The organism is Paraburkholderia elongata (assembly GCF_013177735.1).
Classification (GTDB): Bacteria; Pseudomonadota; Gammaproteobacteria; order Burkholderiales; family Burkholderiaceae; genus Paraburkholderia; species Paraburkholderia elongata.
This window is the reverse complement of record NZ_WOEZ01000029.1, coordinates 1-11,792: the sequence shown is the minus strand read 5'-3', so window position 1 is coordinate 11,792 and position 11,792 is coordinate 1. Positions and strand designations below refer to the sequence as shown.

At 60.7% G+C, this 11,792-nt stretch carries 14 protein-coding genes; 3 read left to right on the top strand and 11 right to left on the bottom strand.

Going from position 1 to position 11,792, the window contains the following annotated elements:
- The coding region (locus GNZ13_RS51480; RefSeq protein ID WP_216674716.1) for a hypothetical protein at positions 1-272 on the top strand (272 nt) is incomplete at its 5' end.
- On the opposite strand, the gene GNZ13_RS05175 is transcribed toward GNZ13_RS51480, so the two are convergent.
- The gene (locus GNZ13_RS05175) at positions 245-496 is read right to left on the bottom strand and encodes a hypothetical protein (RefSeq protein ID WP_172161112.1); all 252 of its coding nucleotides are present in this window, start codon (positions 494-496) and stop codon (positions 245-247) included. The two genes, GNZ13_RS51480 and GNZ13_RS05175, sit on opposite strands and share 28 nt — an antisense overlap.
- 228 nt (positions 497-724) lie before the next feature.
- On the opposite strand from GNZ13_RS05175, the gene GNZ13_RS05170 reads away from it, so the two are divergent.
- A complete protein-coding gene (locus GNZ13_RS05170) occupies positions 725-1,063 on the top strand; it encodes a DUF6566 family protein (RefSeq protein WP_236001816.1) in 339 nt (112 codons plus the stop codon).
- Between the two features lie 85 nt (positions 1,064-1,148).
- Here the strand turns inward: GNZ13_RS05170 and GNZ13_RS05165 are convergent, their stop codons facing one another.
- The 7 genes from GNZ13_RS05165 to rhaM all read right to left on the bottom strand — a co-directional run bounded on the left by GNZ13_RS05165 (position 1,149) and on the right by rhaM (position 7,382).
- Positions 1,149-1,331 carry a host attachment protein gene (locus tag GNZ13_RS05165; RefSeq protein WP_172161114.1) on the bottom strand — a complete coding sequence of 61 codons (183 nt, stop codon included), beginning with the start codon at positions 1,329-1,331 and terminating at the stop codon, positions 1,149-1,151.
- 47 nt (positions 1,332-1,378) lie between these two features.
- Positions 1,379-2,386, bottom strand: a complete 1,008-nt coding sequence (gene rhaS, locus GNZ13_RS05160) for a rhamnose ABC transporter substrate-binding protein (RefSeq protein WP_172161110.1) — start codon at positions 2,384-2,386, stop codon at positions 1,379-1,381.
- A gap of 95 nt (positions 2,387-2,481) precedes the next feature.
- Positions 2,482-3,498, bottom strand: a complete 1,017-nt coding sequence (locus GNZ13_RS05155; RefSeq protein ID WP_172161108.1) for an ABC transporter permease — start codon at positions 3,496-3,498, stop codon at positions 2,482-2,484.
- Positions 3,491-4,549, bottom strand: a complete 1,059-nt coding sequence (locus tag GNZ13_RS05150) for an ABC transporter permease (protein ID WP_172161106.1) — start codon at positions 4,547-4,549, stop codon at positions 3,491-3,493. Before GNZ13_RS05150 ends, GNZ13_RS05155 begins: the two co-directional genes overlap by 8 nt.
- Positions 4,546-6,075 (bottom strand): sugar ABC transporter ATP-binding protein, encoded by a 1,530-nt coding sequence (locus GNZ13_RS05145; protein WP_172161104.1) that lies wholly within the window; start codon positions 6,073-6,075, stop codon positions 4,546-4,548. Before GNZ13_RS05145 ends, GNZ13_RS05150 begins: the two co-directional genes overlap by 4 nt.
- A 49-nt stretch (positions 6,076-6,124) precedes the next feature.
- The gene (locus GNZ13_RS05140; protein WP_172161102.1) at positions 6,125-7,018 is read right to left on the bottom strand and encodes an amidohydrolase family protein; all 894 of its coding nucleotides are present in this window, start codon (positions 7,016-7,018) and stop codon (positions 6,125-6,127) included.
- Positions 7,019-7,058: 40 nt separating this feature from the next.
- Complete coding sequence (rhaM, locus tag GNZ13_RS05135; protein ID WP_172161100.1) at positions 7,059-7,382, bottom strand: L-rhamnose mutarotase; 324 nt, start codon at positions 7,380-7,382, stop codon at positions 7,059-7,061.
- Positions 7,383-7,521: 139 nt separating this feature from the next.
- Here rhaM and GNZ13_RS05130 point away from each other — a divergent pair, with 139 nt between their 5' ends.
- Positions 7,522-8,520 carry a LysR family transcriptional regulator gene (locus GNZ13_RS05130; RefSeq protein WP_172161098.1) on the top strand — a complete coding sequence of 333 codons (999 nt, stop codon included), beginning with the start codon at positions 7,522-7,524 and terminating at the stop codon, positions 8,518-8,520.
- A 28-nt stretch (positions 8,521-8,548) separates the two neighbouring features.
- Here the strand turns inward: GNZ13_RS05130 and GNZ13_RS05125 are convergent, their stop codons facing one another.
- The 3 genes from GNZ13_RS05125 to GNZ13_RS05115 all read right to left on the bottom strand — a co-directional run bounded on the left by GNZ13_RS05125 (position 8,549) and on the right by GNZ13_RS05115 (position 11,410).
- Positions 8,549-9,331, bottom strand: a complete 783-nt coding sequence (locus GNZ13_RS05125) for an SDR family NAD(P)-dependent oxidoreductase (RefSeq protein ID WP_172161096.1) — start codon at positions 9,329-9,331, stop codon at positions 8,549-8,551.
- A gap of 75 nt (positions 9,332-9,406) precedes the next feature.
- On the bottom strand, positions 9,407-10,585 hold the full coding sequence (gene rhmD / locus GNZ13_RS05120) for an L-rhamnonate dehydratase (protein ID WP_172161094.1): 1,179 nt from the start codon (positions 10,583-10,585) through the stop codon (positions 9,407-9,409).
- Between the two features lie 72 nt (positions 10,586-10,657).
- Positions 10,658-11,410, bottom strand: coding sequence for an SDR family NAD(P)-dependent oxidoreductase (locus GNZ13_RS05115; RefSeq protein ID WP_172161092.1), 753 nt, complete (start codon positions 11,408-11,410; stop codon positions 10,658-10,660).
- Positions 11,411-11,792: the final 382 nt, after the last annotated feature.

Below are 11,792 nucleotides of genomic sequence, written 5' to 3'. Positions count from 1 at the left end.
GGCGCGTTGATTCCCAGGGCCGCCTCAAAGAGTTGGGTTTGATTCGTCATTGTTCGCATTGTCTTGCAGGGCTGGTTGCCGCATTCTGCCGCAACCAGCCCTGCAACAGCCTATTTACCCCACGCGCTTCAAGTGTTCGCTTCGCCGGGCTTGCGCCCGCACTTGACCCGGCAGCGCACCCACTCGAACTTCGAAAGAAGCTCAAATTCCTGCATGGCAACACCTCATGCGAGAGTCGGCAGCGTCAACTATCGTCAACGTTGTCCGCGTAATGGTCGATAGTCACCTTACACTCGTCCACAACGACTTGAAGGAAAGCGGGATCATTTCTCTCAACCCACCGCTCCACATGGAGAAAGCGTTCCGTCCCGAGATCGGCGATGCGCTCCGGGTCTGCGGTTGTGACATCGACTGTGGCGATCCCCCGGTTACCTTGCAGAGGTGAGATCGTTGCGGCGATCAGAAACCGCCGATATGAAAATTCATTTTGTGCCATGCGACCTCCCGCCAACCGAAAAGTTAGAGTCTCACGATTCCTTCGTACTCGAAGTCTATGAGCAAGTCATGTCTATGTGAACATCGGTTTCTCCGATGCCAGATATTGGCGAAATACGCCTACCGGTTTGCCATTTGACTTTAATAACCGCGTGTCGGACTGCTGGAGTTACGGCATGATGGCTCGTGGAGAGAAGCACGCACGCTGCACCGCGGGCGGATATCGATCATGAACGCGGCAAAGGGGAAAACGATGCCAATACGCACTGTTTCTTATGGCGAATTCGAGATCGCCGTGCGGCCTGAGCGTAACAAACTCGGCGCCTGGATCGCACGTGTCAGTGTGCGTCACGGCGACCGAACAGTCGTCGATATTCGTCCGATGACCGTTCAACCGGAGTGGCTAACCGAAGAAGAGGCGGTGAGAGACGGGGTCGAATGGGGACGCCGGTTCGTCGATCATGAGTTCAACACCCCGCAGGCTCGCTCCTGGGTGACCGAGCGGTCTCATGCGGAAATCTGGTTCCGCGATATCGAGGAATCGGGGAATTCAGAACCCAGCTCATAAGTCATGCATAAGCCCAGCGAGGCTAGGCTCCGTGGCAAGGCGGGATTCACTGCGTGAATTGCTATAGGCCACCGAAGGCAGCCAATCAGTGTCGCTGCAGGTGCGCCTCAATTTCCCGGGTATTGAGCGCCAACAGATCCTCGCTAATCTGCTCGAATATCATTCGACGGGTTTCCTCACTGAGATTCGCTTTGACCATGCCGAGAAAATTTGGCTCGATGGCGAGTCTCAGCCGATTGTAGAGCTGATGGAGCCGGCCTTCTTCCAGATACTCGGCAACGCGCTTTGCGAATTTCTCGCGGTCCTGCTCGCTGGCTAGAAGTTGAAGTTATCGATATTGCCGGCATCGAACGTGGTCGGCGGTCCGAGAATGATTTCGCCTTGCGGTCCAATCGTGCGCTTGCCTAGCTTGCCGGCATCAAACGATTCGCCTTCCTTGCCGGCAATCGTCCCCGAGGCCAGCGCCGCCGCCGCATAACCTGCCAGATAGCCAAGCTGATTCGGGTCCCACAGCTGGAACGCCTTGACCGTCCCGTTTTTCACGAATGCACGCATCTGGTTCGGCGTGCCTAGCCCGGTTACCTGCACCCGGCCCTTGCTCGACGACGACGAGATATAACGCGCCGCCGCCGCAATGCCCACCGTAGTCGGCGCGACGATCGCCTTCAGATTCGGATACGCCTGCAGCAAACCTTGCGTTTCGACGAACGACTTCTGATCGTCATCGTTGCCGTACGCGATCTTCACGAGCTTGATCTTCGCGTACTCGGGCTTTTTCAACTCCTCCTGCATCCACTTGATCCACGTGTTCTGATTGGTCGCGTTAGGCGCGGCCGACAGCACGGCGAACTCGCCCTCACCGCCCATCAGCTTCGCGACCAGCTGGATCTGGCCTCGACCGATGCCCTCCGCGTTCGCCTGATTGACAAAGAGTTGACGGCCTTCGGGAGCCGTGTCCGAATCGAAGGTCACGACCTTGATGCCTTGCGACATCGCTTTCTTCAGATACGGCACAACGGCATTCGCGTCATTGGCCGCGATCACGATCGCGTCCTGCCGCTGCGTGATCAAGGTGTTGATGTATTGCACTTGCGACGATGCGCCCGCATCCGACGGCCCCACTACCTTGCCTACGCCGTTGAACTCCTTGATCGCGGCCAAGCCGCCGTCGTCGGCAATCACTTCATAAGGGTTATTGATCTGCTTCGGCACGAAGGCAATCTTCAGACCGCTTTTCAGGCCCGCGGCGGACGCGGCACAACTTATCGCGACTAAAGCGATGCAGATCGCAGTCTTGCCGGTGTGATGTAGAGGATTGAACATGAGGCGTCTCCTGCTTTGTTGTTGGACGACATGCTGTCCGGGTTGTCGGTCTTTGGTATTGGGTATTTCGTCTGGAGCCGGTTTTAAGAGAACCGTTATAAAGAAGAAGCGGACTTCGCGATGAAACGCCGGTCACGCGCCGCACGCCAGCGGGCAACCAGATTGGGAATCAGCACCGATGCCAGCAGCAGAACGCCGGTGACGATCGTCAGCGTTTCGCTCGACACATCATCGAGCGTCAGCGCGTTTTTCAGCACGCCGATAATCAGCAGTGAGAGCACAACGCCGAACATCGAGCCGCGTCCGCCGAAAATACTCACGCCGCCGAACAGCACCGCCGCGATCACCGACAATTCGAAACCTTCGCCGTTGTCGCCCCGTGCGCTGGTGAACCGCAGCGTATAGACGACGCCTGCCAGCGCGCTCATCGCGCCGGACAGCACGAATAGACGCAGCCTGATCTTTGCGACTTCGATACCCGAGAAAGCCGCGGCGGTCGGATTGGCGCCGATTGCGTAGAGGCTGCGGCCGAACGCAGTGGACTGCAGCAGCACGGTAAACAGCACCGCGCCGACGATCACGATCGCAAAGGGCAACGGGATGAAGGTCGAGCCGACCGTATCCATGCCGAACGCCGTATAAGCCGCCGGAAAATCCGCAACCGCCTGATCGCCGAGCAACACGTATGCCAGGCCGCGAAACAGCGCCAGCGTGCCGATGGTGACCGCGAGCGAAGGCAGATTGAGCTTCACGATCACGAGGCCGTTCAGCAAGCCCGCCAGCGCACCGGCAATCAGTACCAGCACGATCACGAGCGGCATCGGCAAGCCCATATGCCACAGCACTCCCATCAGCGCACTGGAGGCGCCCAACACCGATGCCACCGAAAGATCGATTTCAGCGGCGACGATAATCAAGGTCATGGGCAGCGCCATCAACGCGATCTCGGTCAGGTCGGCGAGGATGTTGCTGACATTCGCACCGGTGAGAAACACCGGCGACAACCAGCGGCCGAGCGCGAGCGACAGAGCCAGCACGACGACCAGCAACACTTCCCATTGCAGCGGCGTTTCGCGCTTGCGCGTGAGCAGCGCGGAATCGGGTTTAGCCATGATCGCGTTTCCTCATCATGCGTTTGGCGACGGAGCGGGCCAGCAACGTATCTGCCGTAATCGCGGCGACGATCAGCGCACCCTGGATCGCCTGCTCCCAGAATGGAGAGACGTGCAGCACGACGAGCGCGATGCTGATCACACCCAGCACGAGCGCGCCGAGCGTGGCGCCGAGAATGGTGCCCACACCGCCGGTGATCGCGACGCTGCCCACCACGGCAGCGGCAACGACCTGCAATTCGATGCCCTTTGCGGTGCTTGCATCGACGGTGCCGAAGCGCGCGAGCCATAGCGCGCCCGCGAAACCGGCAATTGCGCCGGACAGCAGAAAGCCCGCCATGACATGACGCTCGACGTTCACGCCGGCGAGCCGCGCCGCCTCCGGATTCGAGCCGATCGCATAGTGTTCGCGTCCGCCGCGAAACTGCTTCAGATAGACAGCCAGACCGGCGAGCACGACGATCGCGATTAGCGCGAGCGTCGGTATGCCGAAGAATGTGCCGGTAGCGAGACGGGAAAACGCATCGGGCAAACTGGTCGCGTTGATCTGCCCGCCGTGTACCCACGCATAGTCCGCGCCGCGAAAGATGTAGAGCGTGGAGAGTGTCGCCACCAGCGACGGCACGCGCCCCACGGCAACGAGCAACGCATTGATACTGCCCGCCACCAGACCGATCGCGAGTCCGGCCAGCAACGCGACGAACACCGGCATATGCGGAAACGCAACGTACAGGCTGCCGACCGCATAGGCGCTGATGCCGACCGTCGACCCCACCGACAGATCGATATGCCGCATCAGAATCACCACCGTCATGCCGGCCGTCAGCAAGCTGATGATCGACACATTCAGCAGCACGTCACGCAGATTCTGCAGATTCAGAAACTGCGGTTTCGCGAGCCCCGTGCCCGCAATCAACAGAATCAGCACGACGAAGAGCGTCGTCTCGCGGCTCTTCGCGATGCCTGTGATGAAACCGCCCGGCGCGCTGCCTGAGCGCCTGGGGACCGGCGCCTGAACCGGCGCGGGATGGGTCGAAGAATGGCGCATCATGCGGCGTGCCCCAACGGTGGAATCGGCTGGCCGAGTGCGGCACCCATGATGCGCTCTTCGTCGGCTTCGGCGCGCGCTATATCGGCGCTGATACGGCCCTCGTGCATGACCAGTACACGATCGGCCATGCCGAGTACTTCCGGCAATTCGCTCGAAATCATCAGCACGGCCATGCCCTCTCGCACCAGTTCCGCCAGCGCGCTATACACCTCGGCCTTGGCGCCGACGTCGATGCCGCGTGTGGGTTCGTCGATGATGATGACCTTCGGGTGGGTGGCGAGCCACTTGCCCAGCACAACCTTTTGCTGATTGCCGCCGGACAGCGTGCCGACCGGCGCATTGGGGTCGCCCGCTTTGAGACGCAAGCGCGTGCCCCACTGATTGGCCAGCTGCGTTTCACTGCGAGTGGAAATCAGGCCATGCTTCACGAGACGTCCGAGCACCGTCATCGAGGCATTGCGCGCAATGCTCAATTCCAGTGCCAGCCCTTGCTGGCGACGGTCCTCCGGGACCAGCGCGAGGCCGGCACGCACTGCTGCAGCCGGACTGCCTGCGGCGAGACGCTTGCCGCCGATCGAAATTTCGCCTGAGTCGAGGGGATCGATGCCGAAGATCGCGCGCGCCACTTCGCTGCGGCCCGCGCCGACGAGACCCGCCAGCGCGACGATCTCGCCGGCGCGGACGTCGAAGGAAATGTCCTTGAAAACGCCCACGCGCGTGAGTCCACGCACTGACAAGCGCACTTCGCCCGGTGGCCGGTCGGCTTTCGGATAGAACGTCTCCAGATCGCGGCCCACCATCTTCGCGACGATGGATTCGGTGGTGAGATCGGCGGTGAGCCCGTCGAATACCTTCGCGCCGTCGCGCATGATCGTCACGCGTTGCGTCAGCGTGAACACTTCATCGAGCCTGTGCGTAATGAACAGAATCGCCACGTCGCGTTCGCGCAGCTTGCGCACAATCGCAAAGAACCGCTCCACTTCGGGCAGCGACAAGGCGGCGGTCGGCTCATCCATGATCAGCACGTTCGCGTTCAACGACAACGCTTTCGCAATTTCGATCACCTGCTGATCGGCAATCGACAGACCCCGCACCAGTCGATCCGCACGCAGATCGACCCCGAGCGAGGCCAGCAAGCCATCCACCTCGCGGCGCATGGCGTCGTACTGAATGCGGCCGATCCGGTCGACCGGCTGCCGTCCCATGAAGATGTTCTCCGCGATCGAAAGATCGAAGAACAGCGTCGGCTCCTGATAGATCACCGCCAGACCCGCGTCGCGCGCCTCGGCAGGCGTCGCGAAGCGGCGCGCCACGCCGTCGACCCGCAAGTCGCCGGTATCCGGCTGATACACGCCCGCGAGAATTTTTACGAGCGTCGATTTGCCCGCGCCGTTTTCGCCGAGCAACGCATGCACTTCGCCCGGCCACAACGCGAGATCGCCGTCGGATAACGCACGGACCCGGCCGAACGATTTGCTCGCGTGCCGTAGTTCGAGCCTGGGCACAGCGGATGGGGATTGCTGCACTACGTGTCTCCTTCTTCTTCGCTTTCGGGAATGCTTCAGATGCGGTACGTCAGATACGGTAAAAGCGCTCCGCGTTACGGCGAAACAGCGCTTCCTTCTCAGCTACGCTCGCGCCGCCGACGATCGACGCGTACGCGTGCCACAAATCCGCGTAAGAGCCGAACAAGCGATCGACCGGAAAGTTCGACGCGAACATCGCGCGCTCGACGCCGAACGTATCGATCGTTTCGAGCACATAAGGCCGCAGGCTTTCGACGGTCCACCGATGATCGAACATGGCGAGCCCGCTGATCTTCACCGCGACATTCCTGCAACCCGCGAGCATTCGCATACCGTCACGCCACGCGCGATAACCGGCGACGCTACTGCGATCCACGAACATACCCGCATGGTTGAGGACAAAAACCGTATCGCCATGCGCGCGCGCCAACTCGGCCGCCGCTTCCATTTGCGACGGATACAGTTGCAGATCGAACGACATGTCGTAACGGCGCAGCAAGGCAAAATGTTCGCGCCACTGCGGCTCGCGCATGAAATGACGGCCCACGTAATCGAACAGCTTGTTCTCGTGCACGTTCAGAATCTGCCTGATGCCACGCGTATTGGCGAACGACGCGTGCGCCTCGAGCAGTTCCGGCGCGTTCGCTGCGGACAGATCCACGGCGGCGACAATCGCATTCGGCATGCCGCGAGACGCCGGACGATCCGCAATGGATTGCAACCAGCGGGTTTCCTCGACCGGATCGGCGGGATCGTGATTCGCTTCCACGTGCACCAGTTTCAGCACCTCGATATCGCCCGCCTCGCCGAGCAAATCGTCGAGCAGATAGTCGTGCTTCAGGTCGCGCGCGTCACCCACGAACGACACGCCCGGGTTTTCCAGCCACGGATAGCGATGCGTCTTCAGATCCCACAAATGGATATGCGAATCGACAACCTGCATGCGACACCCTCCGCCTTTGGTCGGCAAAAAGTCAGCAACGTCAGCTAAGTGAACTCAGATGAAATACCGGCTCGAGCGGTTGCTGAAACGGCGTATGGTCAGGGGCCGTCTGCATGATGTCGGCCATGTAATCCCACCATTTGCGCATCACGTCGAGTTGCGGCAGCGCGTTCATGGTGTGATTCGTGGTGCGCGTCAGAATGGCGAAAAGATGGTGCGAGCCCGCGTCGAAGAAAATTCGATAGTCATGCACACCGGCGTTGTGCAATGCATCAACCAGCTCGGGCCAGATCTGCGCGTGACGTCGTTCGTATTCTTCGCGCATGCCGGGGTTGAGCACCATCCGGAAAGCGATTGTTTCCATTGCGGACTGTCTCCCGTCGTATCCGGGCGCTTTCCCTGAGAAGCGTAGAAGCGTCTGATACGACTATAATTCCTGCGTCGATAGCATCTCAATCCGTTGTTGGGATTGGGCGATCCACAAACCGAATCGCACCGGAACCATGAGCCAACACTCAGCTGCCATCGCACTCGTCAATCGGCTCAAGTTCAAGCACCTCGCGCTGCTCGTCGCGCTAGACGACGCGCGCAATCTCCATCAAGCCGCGGAGGCGATCAACGTCGCGCAACCCAGCGCGAGCCGCATGCTCGGCGACATCGAGGAAGCGTTCGGCTTCCTGCTGTTCGAACGCAACGCACGCGGCATGACACCCACGCCGCTCGGCGTGGTCACGCTGGCGTATGCGCGACGGGCACTCGCCGAGTTGACCCGTTTCGCCGAAGACCTCGAGGTCAAACGCCGCGGCGGGCATGGACAGTTGACCGTCGGCGCCATCATGGGCGCCGCGCCCGATCTGCTGGCCATGGCAGTCGCCGCGCTGAAAACCGAAAGCCCTTTGCTGAACGTGCGCATTCTTGGCGAAACCAGCGACCAGGTCGTGCAATTGCTGCATCGCCGCGAAATCGATCTGGCGCTTGGACGCCTGACCAGTCCGTTGCAACACAACGATTTCAGTTTCGAACCGCTCGCACGCGAGACTTTGCTGCTCGTGGTGCGTTCGGTGCATCCGCTGGCGCAGCGCTCGCGTATCACGTTGCGGGAGCTGATCGACTGGCCGTGGGTGGCGCAACCTGTTACCAGTCCGGCGCGCGTGCTGTTCGAAGAGGAACTCGCGCGTGCGGGCCTTGCGACGCCAGTCAATCTGACCGAGTGCGCGTCGATCTTCGCCACGCTGCAATTGCTCGAAAACTACGACGCCGTAGCCATGCTGCCCGAGTCGGTCGTGCGCGATCATGTGCGCGGCAAGCTGCTGGTCGCGCTGCCGCTCGAAATCGGCAAGAGTCTGGCCGGCTTCGGCATTCTCACGCGCAAGGAAGAAGCCCTCGCCGATCCGGCGCTGCGCTTTATCGATTTGCTGCGTGGCTTCTCGCGCAAGCTCGCACGCGACGAATCCGCCTCCGCGGTGACGGAGCCTGCGATCGTATCTACACCGGTGAATTGACTCACCATCGTGACGTCGCCATCGCGCATCACTGCAAGTTGACGAACAGGCCGCCATCCACCAGCAGCGCGGCGCCTGTTACATAACGCGCGCGGTCGGAAGCAAGGAACACCACGCAATCGGCGACATCCTCCGGGCGGCCCAGTCTGCCCAGCGGAATCCGCTTTTCGAAGTAGGCTTTCTTCGCTTCGTCGGCGAGATCTTCCGCGTTCAGGTCGGTCGCGATCGTGCCGGGCATCACCGAATTGCAGCGAATGCCGTACGGCCCCAACGCTACCGCGCATGACTGCATCAGCGAATGCACACCTGCTTTGGTCGGCGTGTAGTGCGTTTGCATGCCGCCGCCTACGAGAGCGCTGACCGAACTCGTCGCCACGATCGCGCCGCCCGTGCCCTGCGCTTTCATCTGCTGCGCAGCGGCCTGCGTGACGTAGAACGCCCCGGTCAGATTGACTGCCACCGTCGACTCCAATACTTCGGGCGGCATGTCGAGAAAAGCGTGGAATGGGCAGATGCCGGCATTGCTCGCGAGCACGTCGACCTTGCCGAACGCATCGACGGTCCGGCGAACAAGTTCATGACCGGTTTCGCGCGTGGCTACATTGCCTTCGATCGCGATCACGCGCCGCCCCAACGCTTCGATTTCACCGACCACTTCCGCGACGGCCGAACGGCGCCCATACGATGCGTCGTTATCCCCCCAGTAGTTGATCGCCACATCCGCGCCTTCGGTTGCACACGCAACCGCTATCGCGCGGCCGATGCCACGCGAGCCGCCGGTGACGATCACGACCTTGTCCTTGAGCAACACGTCATTCTCCTGTTGGCTGGATCAATACGATGTCTTGCGGGTTGAAATCGAGTCCACTCCACGTTCAAAGCGCATTCAACGCGGATAAGGCCGCAGCAGCGCGCATTCCGGATTGAGCCGCACACCGAAGCCCGGCGTGTCCGGCACTTTCATCCGTCCATTTACGGGGACCGGTTCATCGAGCAGCAGCGGCGTGAACATCGGCACCACTTCATCCGCTTTCGGCGCCATCATCAGAAACTCGGCGAATGGCGAGTTGTGCCGCGTGACGACGAAGTGATAGCTGTACACCGACGAACCATGCGGCACCACCATCACATTGTGGGCGTCGGCGAGCGCGGAGATCTTGATGAGTTCGGTAATGCCGCCGCACCAGCCCACATCCGGCTGAATCAGATCGCAGCACTGCATTTCCAGCAGCATGCGAAAACCCCAACGCGTAGCTTCATGCTCGCCGGTCGACACCATCATGCCGCGCGGCACGTTGCGGCGCAGTTCGGCGTAACCCCAGTAGTCGTCCGGCGGCAGGCACTCTTCGATCCATTTCAGACCGTATTCGTGTGCCGCCTGCGCGAGCCGCGTGGCATACGGTACGTCGAGGCTCATCCAGCAGTCGTACATCAGCCAGAAGTCATCGCCGACACGGCTGCGCATCTCCGCGAGCTTCTCCAGATTCTTCCGCAGCCCCGCTTCGCCCTCCGCAGGGCCATGCTGCAACGGCAATTTTCCGCCGATAAAACCCATCTCCTTCGCGAGGTCCGGACGCGCGCCGGTTGCATAAAAGACGAGTTCATCGCGCACCGGGCCGCCCAAGAGTTGGTACACCGGCTCCTTGCGGACTTTCGCGAGCAAATCCCACAACGCGAGATCGACGCCCGAGATCGTATTCAGCACCACGCCTTTGCGGCCGTAGTACAGCGTCGAGAAATACATCTGATCCCACATCTTCTCGATGTCGGTGACGAACTGGCCTTCGAGAAAGCGCGCGAGATGTTTTTCGACAATGAACGCGCCGATCTCGCCGCCTGTCGTCACCGCGAAACCGATCGTGCCGTCGCTCGCTTCGATCTCGACGACCAGCGTGCCGAGCACATTGATACCGAACGACTGGCGGCTCTGGCGGTACTCCGGATAACGCGCCATCGGCGTGGCAATGTGGTCGTCGATCCAGTGTCCGTCGGGTTGATCGTGATAATCCGCCCCGCCACCGCGGACGATGAAGGCACGCACGTGCCGGATAGTAGGCATAGCCATGAAAAGGGCTCCGTTGTTGGTGCGTCGAACGTGCAGCCGACAATGCGCCTGGCTGGCGCGGTGCATGACGACTCAATAAGTGGCGCGGCCGCCCGACAGGTCGAATACCGAGCCGGTGCTGAACGCGCAGTCTTCGGAAGAGAGCCAAAGAATCAGCGACGCCGCTTCTTCCGGCAACAGAAACCGGTTCATTGGAATCTTCGAGAGCATGTAATCGATATGCTGCTGCGACATCGAATCGAAGATCTCCGTTTTGGCCGCCGCGGGCGTGACCGCATTGACGAGGATGTTCTTCGTCGCAAGCTCTTTGCCGAGGGATTTGGTCAAGCCGATGAGCCCGGCTTTGGAGGCGCTGTAGTGCGAGGCGTTCGGATTGCCCTCTTTGCCGGCCACCGAGGCGATATTGACGATCCGGCCGTAGCCCCGTTCGAGCATGTGCGGCACGACCGCGCGGCAGGTGAGATACGGGCCGATCAGATTCACGTCGATCACGCGGCGCCAGACCTCGGGGTCCAGTTCCCACGTGGTGCCGTTGCCGCCGGTGATGCCGGCGCAGTTGATCAGCACGTCGATCGCGCCATGGGCGGCGATCGTTTGTGCCACTGCCTGAACAACCGAGGCTTCCTGGGTGAGCTCGACCGTGACGGCCGTTACCTTGCCCAGTTCACTGAGTTCGCGCTCGCTGCGCGCGAGGCGTTCGGCGTCGATGTCCCATAGGGCAACCGACGCGCCAGAGTTCAGCGCCCGTTGGGCCACCGCGTAGCCGATGCCGCGCGCGCCGCCGGTAATGGCGACAACACGCCCCTCCAGATCGATTCGATTCATCGCTGTACTCCTGTGACAGGCCTAGGTGGCCTGCCTTTCAGTTGTTGTATTTCTGCTGTTCGTGCTGTCTCTGCTTTCGTTCAGCAAATATACGAGCGGTGCGATGCGCTAACAATCCGCGTATTGGAGGGGGTGATAACAAAAGTGAATCGGTGAGCCTGGGGCTCGTATGTGGCAACCCGCGAACTGGTTCTTCGTAAATCAAACCTGTCTTGGGTAAATAAACTTGTCCTGAGATTTTCTCGTAATCGAAACTGGCCTAGGAGACCGTCGGAGTTGAGGTGAAGCGTAATTCAAAACACTTCAAGGTCCGACTGAGTTCGCGCCGGTTTGCGGACTCACTTCGTCGTCGACACGCAATGAAAGCAATTTGAAGGCTGAT